Raw genomic sequence first — 21331 nt, forward strand, 5'->3', positions numbered from 1 at the left:
GCCGGCGCTGCGGGGGCGTCCGGTCGGGACGGAGACAAGACATGAGCGGGGTCGGCGTGTTCGTGGCCGTGGTGATCGGCATCCTGGCCGGCTATGTCGCCGACCTGGTGCTGGCCCGCCGTCATGCGCTTTTCACCAAGCTCTTGATCGGCGTCGTCGGTTCGTTCATCGGGACGTTCATCGCCCAGCGGCTKGAGTTCCGGTTCGACGGCTTCCTCGGCAGCCTGCTGGTCTCCAGCGTGGGCGCGATCTTCTTCCTGGCCGTCCTCGGCATCGTATCGAGCATCTTCCGGAGACCCGCTTGAGCGCTCCCCTCATCCCCGCCCGCCTTCGCAAGCTCATCGGCGGGATCGGCATCATGGTGTTCCTGGCCGCCTGGATCTGGGCCTTCACCAGCCTCTACGACTACCTGCCGAACAATCGCGCCGTGCACCTGATCTATTTCGTCGTCGCCGGCATGGGCTGGGGCCTGCCGCTGATGCCGCTGATGTCGTGGATGGGCAAGGCGGACAAGCCGATCGGGCGCTGAGCCGCCCCTCTTCCCCCTCTGGGGAAGACGATCGCGAAGCGATCCGTAAGGGGCAAGTGTCAGCCGCCGAAACGAAAAAGGCCGCCCCGGAGGGCGGCCTTTCCATTCTTCCGGTCCCGATCCCCGCGAGGAGGAATGGTCGGAGCGACAGGATTCGAACCTGCGACCCCTTGACCCCCAGTCAAGTGCGCTACCAGGCTGCGCCACGCTCCGATCCGGAAGGAGCGCCCTTATAGGTGCGGCTTTCTCCGGGAGCAATGGGATTTGTCGCTGATTTTCGGGTGATCCCCAGCGGGGTTCGGAGCGCGCTTCAGGCGCCCCGCAAAAGCCCGTCCAGCCGGGCCTTCACGGCCTGCAGGTCGTCCAGCGCCAGGACCAGCCGCCCCCTCGCCTCGTCGGCCAACTCGACGTGCGACGGCGAATCGACGATGGCGGCGGCGACCAGGCCGTCCAGCGAGGCCGAGCCGTTGTCGCCCAGGCCGGCGGCGATCACATGGGTCAGGCCCTGCTCGCGGTGCAGCTTCTGCACGCCCTTGATGGTGTAGCCCTCGGCGTGCAGCAGGGCGCGCACGCCGCTCAGCACGGCGATGTCCTGCGGGCGGTAGAACCGCCGCCCGCCGGCCCGCTTCATCGGGCGAATGAACGAGAACTTGGTTTCCCAGAAACGCAGGACGTGCTGCGGCACGCCCAGCTCCTCGGCGGCTTCGGAAATCGTGCGGAAGGCGTTGGGCCCCTTCGCCACCGCATCGATTCCTTCTTAGCCGCCCAAGGCGCGGTCGATTCGCGCCTTCATGACTTGCGAGGCCCGGAAACCGATCACCCGGCGGGGCTCGATCTCGGCGGGCTCTCCCGTCTTGGGATTGCGGCCCATGCGGGCCCGCTTGTCGCGCACCTGGAAGACGCCGAAACCGGAAAGCTTGACCGTCTCGCCCTGCTCCAGCGCCTCGGCGACCAGATCCAGGGTGCGTTCGACCAGCCCCGCGCAATCCTGGCGGGTCAGACCGACTTCCTCGTGGACCGCCTCGCAGAGATCGGCCCGGGTCAATGTCGCGCCTTTCATGACGCCCCCTTACGCTTGATTGACAAACCCCAAGCGCCCGCTTCCGACGGGGTGAGCCCCGTGTTTCTGCAACGCGCTCTCATCAACTCAAGCCTGCATGCCGCGATTATCGCATGGAGTCAAAGGCTGAGCGCCAAGACTTGAGACGATAGCGCAAGCTAGCGGGCGAAAACAGCCAAGCTTGGCCTTAAAGTCGAAGAACGCAGGCGCCCCACGTTAGTCCGCCGCCCATCGCCTCGAGCAGCAGCAGCTGGCCCGGCTTGATGCGGCCGTCGGCGATTCCCTGGGCGAAGGCCAGCGGGATCGAGGCGGCCGAGGTGTTGGCGTGCAGGGCGACCGTCGAGATCACCTTTTCCTCGTCGATGCCGCAGCGATGGGCCACGCCGGCCAGGATGCGCTGGTTGGCCTGGTGCGGGATGAACCAGTCCACCTCGGGCACGGTCACGCCGGCCACCTGGGCGGCGGCGAAGATCGCCTCGGAGATGTTGACCACCGCGTGCTTGAAGACCTGGTTGCCCAGCATGCGCAGCTTGCCGACCGTGCCCGTGGTCGACGGACCGCCGTCCACGTAGAGCAGCTCCTGCTTGGTGCCGTCGGCGCGCAGGGCGAAACCCAGGACGCCCTGGTCGGCCGTGGTCCCCTGCCCTTCGCGCGGTTCGAGCACCACGGCGCCAGCGCCGTCACCGAACAGCACGCAGGTGCCGCGGTCGGTCCAGTCCATCAACCGGGTCATGGCCTCGGCCCCGATCACCAGGGCGCACTTGGCGTGGCCCCGGGCCACGAAGCCGTCGGCGACGCTGAGCGCATAGACGAAGCCCGAGCACACGGCCTGGACGTCGAAGGCGATGCCGACCGGCGCGCCCAGCTTGCGCTGGACGATGGTGGCGGTGGCCGGGAAGGTCATGTCCGCCGTGGTGGTGGCCACGATGATCAGGTCGACGTCGGCGGCGGTCTTGCCGGCCTTCTCCAGCGCCTGCTGGGCGGCGCGGAAGGCCAGGTCCGAGACCGGCTGGTCGTCGGCCACCATGTGGCGCTGGCGGATGCCCGTGCGCTCGACGATCCAGGCGTCGCTGGTGTCGACGGTTTCGGCCAACTGGTCGTTGGTGACGATATTGTCCGGCAGATAGGCCCCGACGCCGGTGACGGCGCTACGAATTACGCTCACTCGGAAGCTCCCTGGCCTTCGGCGCCCGACACGCCTCCAGCCGTCTCGTCTTGTGCCCCGGCATTGAGGCCGGTTTCGGTCAGGCGTTTCAGGTTGCGGTCGATCTCGGCCGAGAAGTCGCTGCGGGCCAGGTCGACCGCCACGCGGATGGCCGAGGCGTAGCCCAGGGCGTCGGCCCCGCCGTGGCTCTTGACCACGATGCCGTTCAGGCCCAGCAGCGGGCCGCCGTTGACGCGCCCCGGATCCAGGCGCCGGCGCATCTTCTTCAGCGCGCCCGAGGCGATCACCGCTCCCAGCATGGCCAGGGGTCCCGAGGTCAGGGTGGTCTTGATCTCGGCGGCGAAGAACCGGGCCAGGCCCTCGGCGGTCTTCAGGGCCACATTGCCGGTGAAGCCGTCGGTGACGACCACGTCGACCGTGCCCTTGGCGATGTCGGTGCCCTCGACGAAGCCGCGATAGTCGAAGTCCAGCTTGGTCTCCTTGAGGATGGCGTGCGCCTCGCGCACCTCCTCATGGCCCTTCTGGTCCTCGGAGCCGACGTTCAGCAGACCCACGGTCGGGCGCTGCGAGCCGTGCACCGCGTGGTGGAAGGCCGCGCCCATGATGGCGAACTCGAGCAGTTGCTTGGCGTCGCTCTCAACGTTGGCGCCGACGTCCAGCACGGCCGAGACGCCCTGCATCGTCGGCCAGCTGGCCACGATCGCCGGGCGCTCCAGATTGGCGCCCATGCGCAGGATCAGCTTTGAGATGGCCATCAGGGCGCCGGTGTTGCCGGCCGAGACGCAGGCGGCGGCCTCGCCGGCCCGGATCGCCTCGACGGCGTTCCACAGGCTGGTGCCCTTGCCCCGGCGCATGGCCTGGGCGGGCTTCTCCTCCATGGAGATGGCCTTGTCGGTGTGGCGCACCTCGCTGACGGCGCGCGCCCCCGGATTCTTGGCCAGCTGGGCGTTCAGCTGGGCCTCGTCCCCGTGCAGCAGGAAGCGGACGTCGGGCAGGCTCTTGGCGGCGAGCGCCACGGCCGGGACGATCACCGACGGACCGTGATCCCCGCCCATGGCGTCGATCGAAATGACTACGGAATCAGGCACGAGGCGCTATCGGCTCCAGAAGCGGCGCACCGCCCGTTCAAAGGTGAGGGCCAGGCGGCCGGACGATACAGCCGCGTTCATATCACGCAAGCGGAAGGAATGGGCCATTTCAGCCCTCTTCCCCGCCGGCTTCGGGGTCGCTCTTCAGCTTTTTCAGGGCCGCGAAGGGCGAAAGGTCCACGGGCTCGGGCGGCTGCTGGAACACCGCGCCCGGCTTGCGCGGGAACGGGTCCAGCTCCAGGGCCAGGTGCTCGATGACATAGCCGGTGACGTCGATGGTCTCGTCCTCCAGCACGTCGGGCGGGTCGTCGCCTTCCGGATCCAGGCCCAGTTCGCCGCCGGTGTCCTCGTCCTGGGGCGCGTACTCGCTGTCGGCCGGCAGGACGTGGACGCTGAACCGCGACTCGACCGGCTCCTCGAACTCGTCGGCCGAGACGCCGCACACCTGGGTCACCCGGGCGCGGATCAGGCCCGACACCTCGGCGCCGTCCATCCAGGGACGCAGGAAGATCTGGGCGGTCAGGGATTCCACCGCGACCAGGCCCAGGGTCTTGGCGATCTCGCGGCGGGCGGCCTCGTCCAGCTCGAATCGCAGATCGACGCCGCCGCGGCTGACCCGGCCCAGGGAGACGGCGCTGGGCCAGGGATCGATCACGCCTTCGGCCATTGGGCCTCTCCTTGCAGCAGGGTCTCGAGCGGCTGGGCCGCCAGGCCGTCGCGCGCGGCGACCACATAGTCCGTCAGGCCGGCCAAGTCGCCCTCGCCGCGCTCCTCGAACGCCGTGCGGGCCAGGGCCGCGCTCAGCACCGAGCGGTCGGGCAAGGCGTTGGCGGCCTCGTCGAACGCCTTGATGCGCCCGTAGGCGGCGCCGACCAGCTTCTTCATCTTCTTGCCGACGGCGGTGTCGGACACGCCGATCTCGCGGAAGGCGTCGTCCAGGCCGCGCGTATAGGCGTTGAAGGTCTCCTGCGAGACCTCGGCCGCCGACTCGCCCTGGCCCTTCAGCCGCTCCAGCAGCAGGGCCACGTGCAGGGTGAACAGCTCGAACCGGCCTTCCATCGAGTCGTGGACGCCCATCCGGGCGTAGAACGCCGTCGAACGGGCCTGGGCCACCGCCGAGGCATAGAGTTTGCCCCCCGCCGCCTTGGCGGGCCTGGGTTTGAGCAGCCGGTCCAGAAACATCACTTCGCCTCGATTTCGCCGCGACACGGAACTAGTTAGCCGTTCGATCCACGCGGACCATTGAACTAAGCCCGCGCGGGCGATAGGTCAAAGTCAGCCTGCTCAAGGTTCCGGAGCCTCAATGTCTCGTCCTGCCGTTCTCGCCGCCGCCGTCATCGGCCTCGCCGTCGTCGCCGGAGGTTGCACGCCGATCACGAGCTATTCCGGATTCCAGGCCATCGAGGCCAAGCCCGCCGACATGAAGATCGGCGAGGACAGCAAGTCGACCGTGACGGAAAAGCTGGGTTCGCCCTCGGCCACGTCCACCTTCGACCAGAACGCCTGGTACTACATCTCGCAGACCACCGACCGCGTGGCCTTCTACAAGCCCCGCGTGATCAAGCGCGACGTCGTGGCGATCAAGTTCAATCCGGCCGACGAGAAGGTCGCCTCGATCGACACCTACACGCTGAAGGACGGCAAGGTCATCGCCTACAACGGCCATGAGACCCCGACCCGCGGCCGCGAGATGACGATCCTTGAACAGCTGCTGGGCAACGTCGGCCGCGGCGGCATGCTGCCGCAAGACGACGACACCCCCGGCAACCGTCCGCAGGACCGCCGCTAGGCCTTTCCCGGCGGAAGCTTCACCGTACGATGCGTTAAGCATAAGCGGCTGAAATCCCGCGACAATTTGTCTATCCGTCAACGGTTTCTAAACGACGACGGATACAATCTCCGGAAGTAGGGCTGCGGCAGCGTATCGTGGCGCTGCGACTTCCGGGGGGACGACTTGTGAGTGCGCCTGATCTGCGCCCGCTGACGGTGCTCATCATCGATGACAACGAGCCGATGCGCGAGATCATCGCCACGGTCCTGAAGTCGCTGGGCATCCGCAAGATCTTCGTGGCCAGCGACGGCGTCGAGGCGCTGAAGATCGTCACCGAGCGCGAGGTCGACATCATCTTCACCGACCTGATGATGCAGCCGGTCGACGGCCTGGCCTTCATCCGCTGGGTGCGCACCTCGCCGGCCAGCAGCAATCCCTATACGCCGATCATCATGGTCACCGGCCACGCCACCCGCGCCAGCCTGGACGAGGCCCGCATGGCCGGTGTCACCGAGTTCCTGGCCAAGCCCCTCACCGCCAAGGGCGTGCTGCACCGCCTCAACGAGGTGATCAACAACCCGCGCGACTTCGTGCGCACCGCCGCCTATTTCGGCCCCTGCCGCCGGCGCAAGATCGACTACGACTATCAGGGCGAGGAGCGGCGCGGCGCGGCCGAGACCGCCAAGGCCCAGGTGTTCGCCGACGCCCACGGCCAGGTCGCCGACGAGCCCATCCTCGATCCGGAAGACTGCTACTAGCCGACGTCCGGTCGGCGGTTCGTGGCGTCGGCGCTGTCCCGCGCCGCGCCCCCGCTACATGAACCGAACATAACGACGGCCTCCGGGAACGTTCAGCCAGGGTGGCGCTTTATGGCCTCCATCGGACGCGTCGGGCGCCCGACAGGACATCGTCGGAGTAACAACATGAAGCGTACTCTTCTCGCCCTGGCCGCCCTGGCCACCGTCGCCGCCGCCCCGCTGGCCGCCCAGGCCCAGCCCTGGCAGTCGATCAACCAGCGCCAGGCCAATCTGGACCACCGCATCGACGTGGGCGTCCGCAACGGCTCGCTGACCCGCTCGGAAGCCATGCGCCTGCGCGGCGAGTTCCGCTCGATCGCCCGCCTGGAAACCAGCTATCGTCGGTCGAACGGCCTGTCGATGCGCGAGCGCGCCGACCTGGACGCCCGCTTCGATCGCCTGAGCCGCCAGATCCAGGCCGAGCGTCACGACCGTCAGGACTATCGTCGTCACGGCTAAGGCCGGCGCCGATCCCCTGAACTGAAAACGCCCCGGAGGGAAACCTCCGGGGCGTCGTCACGTCAGGCTCTCGGGTTCGATCAGATCCCGTGGGCCAGGACCGCCAGCAGCAGCAGGGCCACGATGTTGGTGATCTTGATCATCGGGTTCACGGCGGGACCCGAGGTGTCCTTGTAGGGGTCGCCGACGGTGTCGCCGGTGACGGCCGCCTTGTGGGTGTCGCCGCCCTTCTTGTGCAGGACGCCGTCCTTGTCGGTGAAGCCTTCCTCGATCACCTTTTTGGCGTTGTCCCAGGCGCCGCCGCCGCTGGTCATCGAGATGGCGACGAACAGGCCGGTGACGATCACGCCCATCAGCATGGCGCCCAGCGCGGCGAACGCGTCGACCTTGCCGGCGATGGCCTGGATCACGAAGAACAGCACGATCGGCGAAACCACCGGCAGCAGCGACGGCACGATCATCTCGCGGATCGCCGCCTTGGTCAGGATGTCGACCGCTTTGCCGTACTCGGGCTTGACCTGATAGGTCATGATGCCCGGGTTCTCGCGGAACTGGCGGCGCACCTCGGCCACGACCGATTCCGCCGCCCGGCCCACCGCCGTCATCGACAAGCCGCCGAACAGGAAGGGCAGCAGCCCCCCGAACAGCAGGCCGACCACGACATAGGGGTTGGACAGGTCGAAGGTCACCGGGCCCATGCCGTCGAAGAAGCTGCCCGGCTCGGCGTGGGCCGAGAAGAACTTCAGGTCCTCGGTATAGGCGGCGAACAGCACCAGGGCGCCCAGGCCGGCCGAACCGATGGCGTAGCCCTTGGTCACGGCCTTGGTGGTGTTGCCCACGGCGTCCAGGGCGTCGGTGGTCACGCGGACCTCGGCCGGCAGGCCGGCCATCTCGGCGATGCCGCCGGCGTTGTCGGTGACGGGACCGAAGGCGTCCAGGGCGACGATGAAGCCGGCCAGGGACAGCATGGTCGTGGTGGCGATGGCGATGCCGAACAGGCCCGCCAGGTTATAGGTCACCACGATGCCGACGATGATGGTCAGGGCCGGCAGGGCCGTGGATTCCAGCGACATGGCCAGGCCCTGGATCACGTTGGTGCCGTGGCCCGAGACCGAGGCCTGGGCCACCGACTTCACCGGACGGAAGCCCGTGCCGGTGTAGTATTCGGTGATCACCACGATCAGGGCGGTGACGACCAGGCCCACAAGGCCGCAGTGGAACAGGCCGTTGGCGGTGTAGGTGCGCTCGCCGATGGTGATGGCGGCCGGGACCAGCTGGTGGATCACGTAGTAGACGGCGGGGATCGACAGCACGCCGGTCACGATCAGGCCCTGGTAGAGGGCGCCCATGATGTTCTGCTTCTTGCCCAGGCGCACGGCGAACGAGCCGATGATCGAGGTCACGATGCAGACCGCGCAGATGGCCAGCGGCAGCAGCATCATCGAGGTCACCGCTTCGGTGCCGCGGAAGAAGATCGCCGCCAGGACCATGGTGGCGACCGTGGTCACCGCGTAGGTCTCGAACAGGTCGGCGGCCATGCCGGCGCAGTCGCCGACGTTGTCGCCCACGTTGTCGGCGATGGTCGCGGCGTTGCGGGGGTCATCCTCGGGGATGCCGGCTTCCACCTTGCCCACCAGGTCGCCGCCCACGTCGGCGCCCTTGGTGAAGATGCCGCCGCCCAGACGGGCGAAGATCGAGATCAGGCTGGCGCCGAAGCCCAGCGAGACCAGGGAGTCGACCACCACGCGGTCGGTGCCCGCATGGCCCGTCTGCAGCAGCACGGCGAAATAGCCGGCCACGCCGATCAGGGCGAAGCCCGCCACCAGCATGCCGGTCACCGCGCCGGAGGTGAAGGCCATCGACAGGCCCTTGGCCAGGCTCTCGGACGAGGCCTGGGCGGTGCGGACGTTGGCGCGCACCGAGATCAACATGCCCGCGAAGCCCGCCGCGCCCGACAGGATCGCGCCCAGGGCGAAGCCGACCGGCTGCTCCCACGACTTGAAGAAGAAGCCCAGGAGGGCGATGACCACCACGCCGACGATGCCGATCGTCGTGTACTGGCGGTTCAGATAGGCCTGGGCCCCTTCCTGGATCGCCGCGGCGATCTCCTGCATCTTCGCATTGCCGGGCGAAGCCCGCATCAGAGACGCCGTCTGCACGGCGCCGTACAGCACCGCCAGCAGCCCGGCCCCTATGGCCACGTAAAGCCAAGAACTCATCGGTAAGTCGCCCTCTTTCGCGTTTCAAATCACGAGAGGGTTCGCCGCCTCGACAGGATTACGATCGAAGAGACCGCCCCCGGCCGCACGCGGCGGGCGGGCCTATGGCCTCATGCCCCCTCGATGCTCCCTTGATGGCGTCGTGCGACGCCAAGGGCAGGACAGTGCCAGTTGACCGGCGGGTGTCAACCGGTTGCGGGAACGGCGTTCACTTGAGCTTGCGGCCGCGCGGAGGCCGCCGGACGGCCCTTTGGCGCCCCGGGGCGGCTAGGGGACCAGGTTCGGGTCGCCGGCCGGCGCGGCGCTGGGCGCGGGCTTGGCCTGGGTCCCGGGCTTGGGCGGCGGCGGGACGAAGTTGCGCGGCGTCTGCTTGACCACCGTCACCAGGGCCACCTTGCCCGGCCCGATCAGGCTGTTGACCTGGCGCAGGACCGACGCCTTCAGACGGCCCTCGTCGAGGGCGACATAGCTGTCGGGGCGGACGAACGGCTTGGCGTGGGCCTCGCGGACGATGGCGTCGCGCAGCACCGGCTCCTTCTCGTCGAAGACCGTGGTCGGCACGCCGTCCTTGAGAGTGATGGTCATCTGCACGAAGACGTAGTTGACCAGCTTGCCGTTGGCGATGACCGGCAGGGCCATCGACTGCAGCTTGATCACCGGATCGGGCGCTTCCTCGCCCTCGCCTTCCTTGCCGCCCTTCTTCTCCTTCTTGGCCGAACGCGCGAAGGCCGGCGTCGCCAGCAGAGCCAGCGAGGCGGTCAGAAAGACGCGGCGGGAGGCGGCGATCGGGCGGGTCATGCCCTGCCCTTTAGCCAAGAAGGCTTGAGGTTTGGTTTCTCCCTCTCCCGTTGCGGAAGAAGGAAGATCAGCCGTGCAGCCAGCCCAGCCGTTCGGGGGTGATGTCCTTGCCCTTGAACAGGGCGCAGATCCCCTCGCCTTCCACGAACTCGCCGATGTCGCGCACGGGGACGCCGGCAGCCATGGCGGCGGCCTGGAAGGCGGCCACGTCGGTGGGGTCGACGGCGCAGACGATCTCGTAGTCGTCGCCGCCCGAGGCCAGCGACATCCGCGCCTCGCCGGCTTCCGGCTGGGCGCCCAGCCAGTGGCGGGCGCCGGGCGACAGCGGCAGACGGTCGAGATCGACGTTGACCCGCAGGCCGCTGGCCTTGGCCACATGGGCGGCGTCGGCCAGCAGGCCGTCGGAGACGTCGGCGGCGGCGCGGGCGTAGGCGCGCAGGGCGTCGCGGATGGCCAGGCGCGGCGGCGGCAGGCGATAGCGGCGCACCAGGCCGCCGTCGGGATCCTCGACCTCGCCCCAGTGGGCCAGCAAGCCCAGCCAGCCGTCGCCGATCGTGCCCGAGACCATCAGACGATCGCCGACCCGGGCGCCCTTGCGCAGCACCGCGTCGCCGCTGGGCACCCAGCCCAGGAAGGTGGCCGAGACCACCATCGGGCCCGAGGTGGTGACCGTGTCGCCGCCCAGCAGGCTGATGTCATAAAGCTGGCCATCCTCGGCCAGGCCGCGCGCGAAGGTCTCGCGGTCGGTCAGGGTGGTGCCCGAGGGCCAGCCCACCGCCAGGAAGTAGCCGTAGGGCACCGCGCCCTTGCCGGCCAGGTCGGACAGGTTGGTGCGCAGCAGCCGCTTGGCCACCACGTCCAGGTCCTCGCCGGCCAGGAAGTGCACGCCGGCCACCATGGCGTCCTTGGTGATCACCAGATCGTAGCCGGGGCGCGAGGGCAGCACGGCCGCGTCGTCCAGCAGGTTGAGCGCCGCCTGGTCGCCGCGGGTCAGTGGCCGCAGCAGGCGCTCGATCAGGCCGAATTCGTCGACGGGCGGCGCGGCGGCGGGCGTCGCGGCCTCGTCGAACCATGCGTCGTCRACCGCCGGCGCCTGCGCCGTCGGCTCGTCGAACCAATCGTCGTCAGCTTCTGGCGTCACGCGCGATGGCGTCCAGGGCGCCGTTGATGAAACCGGATTCCGGTCCCTCGAAGAACGATTTGGCGATCTCGACATATTCGTCGATCACGACTTCCTTGGGCACGTCGGGCCGATGCATCAGCTCGTAGGCCCCGGAGCGCAGCACCGCGCGGGCGGTGGCGTCCAGGCGCTCCAGCTTCCAGCCCGAGGCCAGGCGCTTGACGATGGCCTGGTCGACGGCGGCCTGGTGGGCGACGACGCCCTTGGCCAGTTCGGCGAAGAAGGTCTCGTCGGCCTGGGCCAGGCGGTCGCCGTCAGGGCCGTCGACGTCGCGGTCGAAGCGGTGCTCGGAGAACTCGCGCACCACGGCGTCGACGCCGACGCCCGAGACTTCCATCTGGTACAGGGCCTGGACGGCGGCCAGGCGGGCCACCGAACGCGGCTGGATGCGGTCGCCGCGGCTCATCGGCCTTGCCCCAGCAGCTGACGCTTCAAGCCCACGATTTCCAGGCATTGCTGGGCGGCCTTGCCGCCGCGATCGCCTTCCGAGGCGCGCGATCGGGTCCAGGCCTGGTCCTCCTCGTCGACATTGACCACGCCGTAGCCGATGGCCAGGCGCTTGCCGAACGACAGGTCGTTGAGGCCGCGGGCGGTCTCGTTGGCCATGATCTCGGAGTGGTAGGTCTCGCCCCGCATGATGACGCCCAGCGCCACGAACCCGTCATAGCGCACGCCGACGGGCCGGTGACCGGCCTCCTCGGCCAGGGCGATGGCGGCGGGGATCTGCATCGCCTCGGACACGGTGATCACGTCGTAATCGGCGCCCTGGGCGTCGATCGCCGCCGCCGCGCCTTGCAGCAAGGCGTCGGAAAGCCCCGAATAACGCCGGGCCTCCACGATCAGCAGGCGAATCTTGTCTTCCACCATAGTCCTTAGAATTCTCCTCGACGGGACCGCTCACTTCGCACCAAACGGCGCCGTCGCCAAATCCAATCGTAGCCCCTCGACGACGGGGTCGTCGAAAACCGAATCGTAGAATGCGCCTATAGCTCGTCTTCGGCGACGTCGCTGAGGCCTTCCTGCCCTAGAAACTTTGCGAAATCGCTAGTTTCCCGGAAATCGCGATAGACCGAGGCGTAGCGGACATAGGCGACGTCATCGAGCTGCTTGAGCGCCTTCATCACCATCTCGCCCACCGCCGACGACGGCAGCTCGGTCTCGCCCTGGCTTTCCAGCTGGCGGACGATGCCGTTGACCATCCGCTCGATCCGCTCGGAATCGACCGGACGCTTCTGCATGGCCAGCGAGATCGAGCGCACAAGCTTTTCGCGGTCGAACGGCGAGCGCCGGCCCGAGCGCTTGACGATGGTCAGTTCGCGCAGCTGCACCCGCTCGAAGGTGGTGAAGCGGCCCCCGCATTCGGGGCACAGCCGACGGCGGCGGATGGCCGCGCCGTCTTCCGACGGGCGGCTGTCCTTGACCTGGCTTTCCATGTGGCCGCAGAACGGGCAGCGCATGATCTAGGCCCTCCCGCCTGATGCAGGCCTATTAGTTGTAGATCGGGAACCGGGCCGTCAAGGCCAGGACTTCCTCGCGGACCTTGGCTTCGACCGCTTCATTGCCGGCGGGACCGTTGGCGGCCAGGCCGTTGACGACCTCGCCGATCAGCTGGCCCACGCGGGTGAACTCGGCCGTGCCGAAGCCGCGGGTGGTGCCCGCCGGCGTGCCCAGGCGGATGCCCGAGGTCACGGTGAACGGCGCGGTGTCGAACGGCACGCCGTTCTTGTTGCAGGTCATGTGGGCGCGCTCGAGGCTGTGCTCGGCGTCGCGGCCGGTCACGCCCTTGGGACGCAGGTCGACCAGCATCAGGTGGCTGTCGGTGCCGCCCGAGACGATGTTGACGCCCTGCCCCTGCAGCGCCTCGGCCAGGGCCTTGGCGTTGTCGATCACTTGTTGGGCGTAGGCCTTGAAGGCCGGCTGCAGCGCTTCGCCAAAAGCGACGGCCTTGGCGGCGATGACGTGCTCCAGCGGGCCGCCCTGCAGGCCGGGGAACACCGCCGAATTGACCTTCTTGATGATGGCCTCGTCGTTGGTCAGCACCATGCCGCCGCGCGGACCGCGCAGGGTCTTGTGGGTGGTGGTGGTGACCACGTGGGCGTGCGGGATCGGGCTGGGGAACACGCCGCCGGCCACCAGGCCCGCGAAGTGGGCCATGTCGACCATCAGATAGGCGCCGATCTCGTCGGCGATCTGGCGGAAGCGGGCGAAGTCGATGTGGCGGCTGTAGGCGCTGCCGCCGGCGATGATCAGCTTGGGCTTCTCGGCCTTGGCGATCTCCTCGACGGCGTCGTAGTCGATCAGCTGGTCCTGCTGGCGCACGGTGTAGGACACCGGCTTGAACCACTTGCCCGACTGGTTGGCGGGCGAGCCGTGGGTCAGGTGGCCGCCGGCGGCCAGGTCCATGCCCAGGAAGGTGTCGCCCGGCTGCAGCAGGGCCATGAACACCKACTGGTTGGCCTGCGAGCCCGAGTGCGGCTGGACGTTGGCGAAACCGGCGCCGAACAGGGCCTTGGCCCGCTCGATGGCGATGGTCTCGATCTCGTCGACATACTCGCAGCCGCCGTAATAGCGCTTGCCCGGATAGCCCTCGGCGTACTTGTTGGTCAGGATCGAGCCCTGGGCCTCCAGCACGGCGCGCGAGACGATGTTCTCGGACGCGATCAGCTCGATCTGGTTCTGCTGGCGGTTCAGCTCCAGGCCGATGCGGTCGAAGATGTCGCGGTCGGCGGCGGCCAGATCGGCGCCGAAGAAGGCGCCCTTGTCGGCGGTGATGTTGTTGGCCGGTGCGGTCATGGACGCTCTCCTGGGGCTGGGAGATTGGAAGAAAGGACTCGGGCGGAGTTCGGTCGCGCTCTCTTTACCGCCCTTCGCGCCGCGATCAATCCGGGAACCGCGCAGCGCACCGAAGCGTTGGTCAGACGCCGGCGCCAGGACCACCTGGCGCGCCGGGCGTTTCGGCGACTTTCAAGCAGATCGACAGACAGGGCGGAACGGGTATGGCGACGGCGTACGGCGAGGCGGCGACCAACGACGAGGACGTCGACATCCTGGGCCTCAGCGCCAGCATCGTGGCCGCCTATGTCGCCCAGAACACGGTGGCGCGCACCGCGATCCCAGAGCTGATCCGCTCGGTGCACGGCGCGCTGTCGGCCCTGGGCTCGCCCTCGTCCGAACCGACGGCCGAACGCGCCAAGCCGGCCGTGCCGGTCTCGCGCTCGGTGCAGCGCGACTACATCGTCTGTCTGGAAGACGGCAAGCGCCTGAAGATGCTCAAGCGCTACCTGCGCACCCACTACGACATGAGCCCCGAGGAGTATCGGCGCAAATGGTCGTTGCCGGGGGACTATCCGATGGTGGCCCCGGMCTATGCCGAGCGTCGGTCCGACTTCGCCAAGTCCATCGGACTGGGCAAGGGCAAGATGCGGGGGCGGTAGGTCCGTTCGGAATTCGAAGAAGAAGCGTTTCCTCTAGGCCGCGTGGCCGCCCATCCGGGCGACGTTGCAGTGGGCCCACAGCTTTTCCATCGCCACGACCAGCTTGCGCATCATGTCGTCGGTGTGGAACGGCGTGGGGGTGAAGCGCAGGCGCTCGGTGCCGCGCGGGACGGTGGGGTAGTTGATCGGCTGCACATAGACGCCGTGGTCGGCCAGCAGCATGTCGCTGATCATCTTGCAGTGCACGGGGTCGCCCACCAGCACCGGCACGATGTGGCTGTCGTTCTCCATCACCGGCAGGCCGGCGGCCTTGAACATCGCCTTCAGGGTCTTGGCTCGCTCCTGGTGGGCCTCGCGGACCTCCGGGTGCTGCTTGAGATACTTCACGCTGGCCAGGGCGCCGGCCGTCAGGGCGGGCGGCAGCGAGGTGGTGAAGATGAAGCCCGAGGCCACCAGGCGGATGGCGTCGACCACCACGGCGTCGCCGGTGATGTAGCCGCCCATCACACCGAACGCCTTGCCCAGGGTGCCTTCGATGATGTCGATCTGGTCCATCAGGCCGTCGCGCTCGGCCACGCCGCCGCCGCGCGGGCCGTACATGCCGACCGCATGGACCTCGTCCAGATAGGTCATGGCGCCGTACTTCTTGGCCAGGGCCACCGTACCCGCCATGTCGGCGATGTCGCCGTCCATCGAATAGACGCTCTCGAACGCGATCAGCTTGGGCGCGTCGGCCGGCGCGGCGATCAGCAGTTCCTCGAGGTGCGCCAGGTCGTTGTGGCGGAAGATGTGCCGCTCGCAGCCGCCGTTGCGGATGCCGGCGATCATCGAGGCGTGGTTCTGGGCGTCGGAGAAGATGATCAGGCCCGGCAGGATCTTCTGCAGCGCCGACAGGCTGGCCTCGTTCGAGACGTAGCCCGAGGTGAACAGCAGGGCCGCTTCCTTGCCATGCAGGTCGGCCAGCTCGGCCTCCAGCTCGACGTGGTGGTGGTTGGTGCCCGAGATGTTGCGCGTGCCGCCCGAGCCCGAGCCGTGGTTGTCGATCGCCGCGTGCATGGCGTCCAGCACCACCGGATTCTGGCCTTGGCCCAGATAGTCGTTCGAGCACCAGACCACGATCTCGCTCTCGCCGCCGTCCGGACGGGTCCAGGTGGCGCGCGGAAAGGCGCCGCGATGGCGCTTCACATCGGCGAACACCCGATAGCGGCCTTCTTCGCGGATCTGGTCGACAGCGGTCTGGAACGCGGCTTTGTAGTCCATGGTCACTTCACCCGACGGACTTTGACGAGTCCGATCGGTCCCTTCTCAAGGCTCGGCTTTTCGCACCAGCGACGCGCCCTGTCCACATAAGGGCGTATACCTACCGACAGATATTGACCGTCACAAATGACGCCAATCGACGCGTCGCCTTCGCGAACGGACAGCTCCGCTAGAGAGAACTCTCGCCAAGGCTGTGTCAATGAAGCTCGGCAATTTTTCCGCGCAGAAGTTGCAACACCGCCGAGAAGTCCTTACCGCCGAATCCGTTGCCGTCGAACAGCGCGTACAGCGCCTCGGCCTGGGCGCCCATCGGAGTGGAGGCGCCGGCCTTGGCGGCGGCCTCCTGGGCCAGCTTCAGGTCCTTCAGCATCATGGCCGTGGCGAAGCCGCCCTCGTAGCCGCGATCGGCCGGCGTCGAGGGCCCCACGCCCGGGACCGGGCAGTAGGTCGAGACCGACCAGCACTGGCCCGACGACTTGCTGGCGATCTCGAAGAACCGGTCGGCGGCCAGGCCCAGCTTCTCGGCCAGGGCGAAGGCCTCGCAGGTCCCCAGCATCGAGATGCCCAGCAGCATGTTGTTGCAGATCTTGGCCGCCTGCCCCGCCCCATGGTCGCCGGCGTGGATGGTCACCCGCGACATCGGCGCCAGGGCGGCCTCGACCTCACCGAAGTCGGCCGCGTCGCAGCCGACCATGAAGGCCAAGGTCCCGGCCTCGGCGGCCATGATCCCGCCGGAGACCGGCGCGTCGGCGAAGCGGAAGCCCGCCGCCCTCGCCTGCCCGGCCACGGCCCGGGCGCTGTCAACGTCGATGGTCGAGCAGTCGATCAGCAGGGCCGATTTCGGCGCATGGGCCAGGACCTGCTCGCCATAGACGCCGCGCACATGCGGCCCGGCGGGCAGCATGGTGATCACCACCTCGGCGTCCTTGACCGCCTCGGCCACCGAGCCCGCCGCGTGGCAGCCGGCCGCCACGGCCTTCTCCAGCGCCGCCGCCGACAGGTCGAAGGCGCGGACGTGATGCTGGGCCTTGGCCTGGTTGGCGGCCATGCCGCCGCCCATGTTGCCCAGGCCGATGAAGGCGATGCGGGTCATGCTGGTACTCCCTGCAAATGCGAACCGCGCCTCATGGGCGCGGCTCTTATCGTTGAACTCTACTGAGAGGCTGAAGCGCTTACCGCGCCCCGGCCGGCTTGCGGAACTTGTAGATGAACTGGTCGGTCTTGCCGCGGATCGACGGGTCGAAGACGCTGAGCTTGCGGGTGTCGGACGGGTCGCGCAGCACGCGACTTTCACCTTCGAAGATGAAGCCGGCGGCGGTGACCTCCTGCTTCACCGCCTCGGCGTCGATGCGGTGCAGGGTCTCGGTGTCGCGCAGGCCCGAGCCGGGTTCGGCCGAGTGGTCCAGCACCAGATAGACGCCGCCGGGCTTCAGCGACTTGAAGACCTGGCGGTTGACCACCGACAGGTCGGCCGGCCCCATGAACTTGTCGTGCATGTCGTGGTAGTTTTGGGCCGTGAACACCAGGTCCAGCTTCTCGGGCGCGCTGAAGTTCGGCAGGGTGTTGAGGATCACCGACACATTCTTGTAGGCCGGATCGGCGGCGATAGCCTTCACGGCCGGCTCGCGCTTGGCCAGCTTGGTCAGCTCGTCGGGCACATAGGCATAGACGTGGCCCTTGGGGCCGACGGCCTTGGACAGGATGCGGGTGAAGTAGCCGCCACCGGGGATCAGGTCGGCCACCTTGGCGCCCGGCTTGACGCCGGCGAACGACAGGGTCTGGCCCGGCAGGCGGTTCTCGTCGCGGACCATGTCGGCGGCCGGACGGTTCGGGTCGGACAGGGCTGCGGCGATGTTGGCCGGGACCGCGGCGGGCGCGTCGGCGGGCGGCGGCGGCGGCGGCGCCGACGGACCCATGGGAGTCGTGGCGCAGCCCGCGAGGGCGAGCACGGCGACGAGGCTGAGTAGCGGCTTACGCATGGTATTCCTTCCGACGACGTCTTCTTGATTGCCCTCAAGCTAGCGCAGCATTCACGCTACGTCAGCGGCGACCATTCCTGATCGCTGGGTAGAGGCGCGAAAATATCATCCAGCATGGCGTCGGTGACGTCTTCAAGCGTGGCCGGGTCCCAGCGGGGCGCATTGTCCTTGTCGATGATCACGGCCCGGACGCCCTCGACGAAATCGTGGCGGCGCACGACGCGCGAGCCGATCCGGTACTCCATGGCCATGTTGTCGGCGAAGTCGGTCATCGCCGCCCCGGCCTCCAGCTGGCGGAAGGCCACCTTCAGGGTCTGGGGCGACTTGGTCTTCATGACCGCCAACTGGGCCTTGCCCCAGTCGCTGCTGTCGGCCTCCAGGAACTCGAAGATCTGCTCGACGCTGTCGCCGACGAACAGGCGGTTGAGGTCCTGCTCGAAGCCGACCAGCGAGGCCTTGCCGGCGTCGGCGCGGTACTTGCGCAGCGTCTCCTCGATGCGGCGCGGGTCGGCGACGATGGCCTTCTTCAGCCCCTCGACGGCGCCGAACTCGACGAAGTGGGTGGCGATGCCCAGGCGCAGGCAGTCCGCCCCCTTGATCCGCGCCCCGGTCAGGGCCAGCCACAGCCCCGCCTTGCCCGGCAGGCGCGGCAGGTACCAGCCGCCGCCGACGTCCGGGAACAGGCCGATGCCGGTCTCGGGCATGGCGAAGGTCGTGCGCTCGGTGGCGATCCGGAAGTGGGCCGGCATCGAGATCCCGACCCCGCCGCCCATCACCACCCCGTCGAGGACGGCGACCACCGGGGTGTCGTAAGTGAACAGCAGGTGGTTCAGCTGGTACTCGGTGTGGAAGAAGGCCCGCGCCTCGACGCCGTCGCCCGCGCCGCTGTGGGCCAGCATGCGGATGTCGCCGCCGGCGCAGAAGCCGCGCTCGCCCGCATGGTCGATCAGGACCATGTAGACCTCGGGATCGTCCTGCCAGTCCAGCAGGGCGGCGATCATCAGCTCGCACATGTTCTGGGTCAGGGCGTGCAGCGCCTGCGGCCGGTTCAGCGTGATGCGGCCGACGTTTTTCTCAACACGGACAAGGACTTCGGGGCGGTCGTTCATACTGTGTCCTTGACGCGCTCGGGGTCTTCGACGGGGGCGCAGGCGAGGCGCTCGATCGCGCCGCCGCTCAGGCGGAAGATGGCGTTCTGCGGGGTGTCCAGGGCGACGACCTCTTCGCGCGGCAGGCCCGCATAGGCGCCGCGCAGCATCCAGCCGGCGATGCCGTGGCTGACCACGATCAGCTTGCGCTCGGGCTCGGGCGCCTGCTCGGCCAGCCAGCCGGAGACGCGGCCCATGATGTCGTCATAGGTCTCGCCGCCCGGCGACCGGAACGCCCATTCCGGGTCGGACAGCAGGGCCGGGTTCTCGCGCTTGACCTCGTCGCGCAGGCGGTTGGACCAGTCGCCGACGCTGATCTCCATCAGGCGATCCTCGAATTCCACCGGCAGGCCCAGCCGCGCGCCGATGGCCTCGGCGGTGTGGCGGGCCCGGCGCAGCGGGCTGGCGACGATGCGCCAGTCGGCCGGCCGCTCGATCAGCGAGGCCAGCAGCGCGCCCATCGCCCCGGCCTGGGCGCGGCCCAGCGGCGTCAGGTCGGACTCGGTCTGACCCTGCATGCGGCCTTCGCGATTGTGGAACGTCTGGCCGTGGCGACAGAGATAGATCATCAGATTTCTTCCACCAGCGCTCGCAGCTTGTCGGCTGCGACCAGGTCGGTCGCGGCGTCACTCTCGAAGGCTTCGCTGGCGTCGATATAGCCCCTGAGCTCCCCGAGGAACGCCGCGATCTCTTCGGCCGGCTCCCGCTTTTGCAGCTTGCCGATCAGGTTACGCACGTAAGGCTCGTAGCTTTCCCGAACCGATGAGCGAACGAAAGGGTCCCAGTCGGCGGACAGGATCGCGTAGGCCGGCGTCCAGAGCGGATGGCTGCGCGTGCGAGCGTCAAACCGCGCTTTCCGTTCGGCGAGGTCTTCGGCGAGATAGTCCGGGCGGGACAGGCCGAGGTCGTCGTGCTCTTCGAACCAGTAGATGGGCTCGTCGCTGGTCAGGATCAGGGTCATCACCTTGTCGAGCGCCAGGATCAGCGCCTGGGCCGAGTCGACTCCGCCCGCGTGGGTCTGCTGGACGCGCCCGCCAGGCCAGGTCAGCTCGATCCGACAATCCCAGTCGCCTTCGGGATGCGGCTCAGGAACGAACCACCGGCACAGCAGCGGCTGAGGCTTCCCCTCGACGAGCACCTGGTACGTCCGCTCGCAGGCGACGCCGGGCGCCAAGGGAGCCTCCGGCTCCCTCACTGGCGGAACATCTCGCGGGCGATGATGACGCGCATGATCTCGTTGGTCCCTTCCAGGATCTGGTGCACCCGCAGGTCGCGGACGATGCGCTCCAGCGGGTAGTCCTGCAGGTAGCCGTAGCCGCCGTGCAGCTGCAAGGCGTCATTGGCCACCTGGAAGCCGGCGTCGGTGGCGAAGCGCTTGGCCATGGCGCACAGCTTGGTGGCCTGCGGGTCCTTGTTGTCCAGCGCGTGGGCGGCGCGGCGCACCATCAGGCGGGCGGCCTCCAACTCGGTGGCCATGTCGGCCAGCTTGAACTGCAGGGCCTGGAAGTCCTTCAGCGGCTTGCCGAACTGCTTGCGGCTCTCGAGATAGGCCTTGGCGGTGTCCAGCGCGAAGGCGGCGCCGCCCAGCGAGCACGAGGCGATGTTCAGCCGCCCGCCGTCCAGGCCCATCATGGCGAAGCGGAAGCCCTCGCCCTCCCCGCCGATGCGGTTGGCGACCGGCACGCGGCAGTCGTCGAAGTTCACCGCCGCCGTCGGCTGCGAATTCCAGCCCATCTTGCGTTCGTTGGCCCCGAAGCTGAGGCCCGGCGTCCCCTTCTCGACCACGAAGGCCGAGACGCCCTTGGCCCCGTCGCCGCCCGTGCGGGCCATGACCACATAGACGTCCGACACGCCGCCGCCCGAGATGAACGCCTTGCCTCCGTTCAGCACATAGTGGTCGCCGTCCAGCCGCGCGGTGGTGCGCATGGCCGCCGCGTCCGAACCCGAGCCCGGCTCGGTCAGGCAATAGCTGGCGATCAGCTCCATGGTCGTCAGGCGCGGCAGGTAGCGATTGCGCAGTTCGTCCGAACCGAACCGGTCGATCATCCACGAGGCCATGTTGTGGATCGTCAGATAGGCCGCGGTCGGCACGTCGCCGTAGCTCAGGGCCTCGAAGATGATCGAGGCGTCCAGACGCGACAGCCCGCTGCCGCCGACGTCGTCCTGGACGTAGATGCCGGCGAAACCCAGGGACGCAGCCTCGCGCAGCACATCAACCGGGAAGTGCTTCTTCTCGTCCCACTCGGCGGAATGCGGGGCAAGGCGTTCCGCCGCGAAGCCCGAGGCCATGTCCTGAATAGCGCGTTGATCGTCGTTGAGCGCGAAATCCATGCGCGAAATCCTCCCAAGCGGGGCAGAGTGATCCCCTCGCCTTCTTGGCGGCTGACGTGCCGCGCCCGGGCGACTGTGTCAATCATATCTCACTCGGTGACTTTGAATGACGC

25 protein-coding genes, 1 tRNA gene and 1 pseudogene are annotated in these 21331 nt (G+C 68.3%); 6 read left to right on the forward strand and 21 right to left on the reverse strand.

Translation table 11 applies throughout. The features are described 5' to 3' along the window. Positions 1 to 41: 41 nt before the first annotated feature. Both AC1U89_RS06050 and AC1U89_RS06055 read left to right on the forward strand, forming a co-directional pair. Positions 42 to 305 (forward strand): GlsB/YeaQ/YmgE family stress response membrane protein, encoded by a 264-nt coding sequence (locus AC1U89_RS06050; RefSeq protein ID WP_029915183.1) that lies wholly within the window; start codon positions 42 to 44, stop codon positions 303 to 305. Then, the gene (locus tag AC1U89_RS06055; RefSeq protein ID WP_029915185.1) at positions 302 to 529 is read left to right on the forward strand and encodes a DUF2842 domain-containing protein; all 228 of its coding nucleotides are present in this window, start codon (positions 302 to 304) and stop codon (positions 527 to 529) included. The genes AC1U89_RS06050 and AC1U89_RS06055 overlap by 4 nt, the downstream gene beginning before the upstream one ends. 136 nt (positions 530 to 665) lie before the next feature. On the opposite strand, the gene AC1U89_RS06060 is transcribed toward AC1U89_RS06055, so the two are convergent. From AC1U89_RS06060 to AC1U89_RS06090, 7 genes are all read right to left on the reverse strand, one after another. Continuing rightward, a tRNA-Pro gene (locus AC1U89_RS06060) sits at positions 666 to 742 on the reverse strand. 97 nt (positions 743 to 839) lie between these two features. Continuing rightward, complete coding sequence (locus AC1U89_RS06065; protein WP_479898827.1) at positions 840 to 1271, reverse strand: MerR family transcriptional regulator; 432 nt, start codon at positions 1269 to 1271, stop codon at positions 840 to 842. Between the two features lie 15 nt (positions 1272 to 1286). After that, complete coding sequence (locus tag AC1U89_RS06070) at positions 1287 to 1589, reverse strand: integration host factor subunit alpha (protein ID WP_029915189.1); 303 nt, start codon at positions 1587 to 1589, stop codon at positions 1287 to 1289. A gap of 187 nt (positions 1590 to 1776) precedes the next feature. Further along, the gene (locus AC1U89_RS06075) at positions 1777 to 2754 is read right to left on the reverse strand and encodes a beta-ketoacyl-ACP synthase III (RefSeq protein WP_479898828.1); all 978 of its coding nucleotides are present in this window, start codon (positions 2752 to 2754) and stop codon (positions 1777 to 1779) included. Beyond that, the gene (gene plsX, locus AC1U89_RS06080) at positions 2751 to 3842 is read right to left on the reverse strand and encodes a phosphate acyltransferase PlsX (RefSeq protein ID WP_479898829.1); all 1092 of its coding nucleotides are present in this window, start codon (positions 3840 to 3842) and stop codon (positions 2751 to 2753) included. The genes AC1U89_RS06075 and plsX overlap by 4 nt, the downstream gene beginning before the upstream one ends. A gap of 109 nt (positions 3843 to 3951) precedes the next feature. Then, complete coding sequence (locus AC1U89_RS06085) at positions 3952 to 4509, reverse strand: YceD family protein (RefSeq protein WP_479898830.1); 558 nt, start codon at positions 4507 to 4509, stop codon at positions 3952 to 3954. Beyond that, positions 4494 to 5024, reverse strand: a complete 531-nt coding sequence (locus AC1U89_RS06090) for a ubiquinol-cytochrome C chaperone family protein (RefSeq protein WP_479898831.1) — start codon at positions 5022 to 5024, stop codon at positions 4494 to 4496. Before AC1U89_RS06090 ends, AC1U89_RS06085 begins: the two co-directional genes overlap by 16 nt. Before the next feature lie 121 nt (positions 5025 to 5145). Between AC1U89_RS06090 and AC1U89_RS06095 the strand changes: the two genes are divergently transcribed. The 3 genes from AC1U89_RS06095 (at position 5146) to AC1U89_RS06105 (ending at position 6869) form a co-directional block, all read left to right on the forward strand. Then, positions 5146 to 5631 (forward strand): outer membrane protein assembly factor BamE, encoded by a 486-nt coding sequence (locus tag AC1U89_RS06095; RefSeq protein WP_479898832.1) that lies wholly within the window; start codon positions 5146 to 5148, stop codon positions 5629 to 5631. Positions 5632 to 5798: 167 nt separating this feature from the next. Continuing rightward, positions 5799 to 6371 carry a response regulator gene (locus AC1U89_RS06100; RefSeq protein ID WP_479898833.1) on the forward strand — a complete coding sequence of 191 codons (573 nt, stop codon included), beginning with the start codon at positions 5799 to 5801 and terminating at the stop codon, positions 6369 to 6371. Positions 6372 to 6536: 165 nt separating this feature from the next. Beyond that, positions 6537 to 6869, forward strand: coding sequence for a hypothetical protein (locus tag AC1U89_RS06105; RefSeq protein WP_479898834.1), 333 nt, complete (start codon positions 6537 to 6539; stop codon positions 6867 to 6869). Positions 6870 to 6949: 80 nt separating this feature from the next. Here the strand turns inward: AC1U89_RS06105 and AC1U89_RS06110 are convergent, their stop codons facing one another. The 7 genes from AC1U89_RS06110 to glyA form a co-directional block, all read right to left on the reverse strand. Continuing rightward, complete coding sequence (locus AC1U89_RS06110) at positions 6950 to 9088, reverse strand: sodium-translocating pyrophosphatase (protein ID WP_479898835.1); 2139 nt, start codon at positions 9086 to 9088, stop codon at positions 6950 to 6952. Between the two features lie 267 nt (positions 9089 to 9355). Then, on the reverse strand, positions 9356 to 9886 hold the full coding sequence (locus tag AC1U89_RS06115) for a hypothetical protein (RefSeq protein ID WP_479898836.1): 531 nt from the start codon (positions 9884 to 9886) through the stop codon (positions 9356 to 9358). A 67-nt stretch (positions 9887 to 9953) separates the two neighbouring features. Further along, positions 9954 to 11102, reverse strand: coding sequence for a thiamine-phosphate kinase (thiL, locus tag AC1U89_RS06120; protein WP_479898837.1), 1149 nt, complete (start codon positions 11100 to 11102; stop codon positions 9954 to 9956). Beyond that, positions 11011 to 11472, reverse strand: coding sequence for a transcription antitermination factor NusB (gene nusB, locus AC1U89_RS06125; RefSeq protein ID WP_029915214.1), 462 nt, complete (start codon positions 11470 to 11472; stop codon positions 11011 to 11013). The genes thiL and nusB overlap by 92 nt, the downstream gene beginning before the upstream one ends. After that, the gene (locus AC1U89_RS06130) at positions 11469 to 11933 is read right to left on the reverse strand and encodes a 6,7-dimethyl-8-ribityllumazine synthase (protein ID WP_029915215.1); all 465 of its coding nucleotides are present in this window, start codon (positions 11931 to 11933) and stop codon (positions 11469 to 11471) included. Before AC1U89_RS06130 ends, nusB begins: the two co-directional genes overlap by 4 nt. 116 nt (positions 11934 to 12049) lie before the next feature. After that, positions 12050 to 12523 carry a transcriptional regulator NrdR gene (gene nrdR / locus AC1U89_RS06135; protein ID WP_479898838.1) on the reverse strand — a complete coding sequence of 158 codons (474 nt, stop codon included), beginning with the start codon at positions 12521 to 12523 and terminating at the stop codon, positions 12050 to 12052. A 31-nt stretch (positions 12524 to 12554) separates the two neighbouring features. Continuing rightward, positions 12555 to 13859, reverse strand: a complete 1305-nt coding sequence (gene glyA, locus AC1U89_RS06140; protein WP_479898839.1) for a serine hydroxymethyltransferase — start codon at positions 13857 to 13859, stop codon at positions 12555 to 12557. Positions 13860 to 14062: 203 nt separating this feature from the next. Between glyA and AC1U89_RS06145 the strand changes: the two genes are divergently transcribed. After that, positions 14063 to 14500 (forward strand): Ros/MucR family transcriptional regulator, encoded by a 438-nt coding sequence (locus AC1U89_RS06145; RefSeq protein WP_479898840.1) that lies wholly within the window; start codon positions 14063 to 14065, stop codon positions 14498 to 14500. Positions 14501 to 14533: 33 nt separating this feature from the next. Here AC1U89_RS06145 and hemA read toward each other — a convergent pair whose 3' ends face one another. The 7 genes and pseudogenes from hemA to AC1U89_RS06180 all read right to left on the reverse strand — a co-directional run bounded on the left by hemA (position 14534) and on the right by AC1U89_RS06180 (position 21218). Beyond that, a complete protein-coding gene (hemA, locus tag AC1U89_RS06150; protein ID WP_479898841.1) occupies positions 14534 to 15760 on the reverse strand; it encodes a 5-aminolevulinate synthase in 1227 nt (408 codons plus the stop codon). A gap of 196 nt (positions 15761 to 15956) precedes the next feature. Further along, positions 15957 to 17054 carry a 3-hydroxyisobutyrate dehydrogenase gene (gene mmsB, locus AC1U89_RS06155; protein ID WP_479898842.1) on the reverse strand — a complete coding sequence of 366 codons (1098 nt, stop codon included), beginning with the start codon at positions 17052 to 17054 and terminating at the stop codon, positions 15957 to 15959. Next, positions 16945 to 17739, reverse strand: a pseudogene (locus AC1U89_RS06160) (class I SAM-dependent methyltransferase); the annotation flags it as partial. The pseudogene AC1U89_RS06160 and the gene mmsB, both read right to left, overlap by 110 nt. A gap of 56 nt (positions 17740 to 17795) precedes the next feature. Continuing rightward, positions 17796 to 18848, reverse strand: a complete 1053-nt coding sequence (locus tag AC1U89_RS06165) for an enoyl-CoA hydratase/isomerase family protein (RefSeq protein ID WP_479898843.1) — start codon at positions 18846 to 18848, stop codon at positions 17796 to 17798. Next, the gene (locus AC1U89_RS06170) at positions 18845 to 19456 is read right to left on the reverse strand and encodes a histidine phosphatase family protein (RefSeq protein WP_479898844.1); all 612 of its coding nucleotides are present in this window, start codon (positions 19454 to 19456) and stop codon (positions 18845 to 18847) included. Before AC1U89_RS06170 ends, AC1U89_RS06165 begins: the two co-directional genes overlap by 4 nt. Continuing rightward, complete coding sequence (locus AC1U89_RS06175) at positions 19456 to 20061, reverse strand: DUF6968 family protein (protein ID WP_479898845.1); 606 nt, start codon at positions 20059 to 20061, stop codon at positions 19456 to 19458. Before AC1U89_RS06175 ends, AC1U89_RS06170 begins: the two co-directional genes overlap by 1 nt. A 17-nt stretch (positions 20062 to 20078) precedes the next feature. Then, the gene (locus tag AC1U89_RS06180) at positions 20079 to 21218 is read right to left on the reverse strand and encodes an isobutyryl-CoA dehydrogenase (RefSeq protein ID WP_479898846.1); all 1140 of its coding nucleotides are present in this window, start codon (positions 21216 to 21218) and stop codon (positions 20079 to 20081) included. Positions 21219 to 21331 lie beyond the last annotated feature (113 nt).

It is taken from the genome of Caulobacter sp. 05T431 (genome assembly GCF_056665975.1).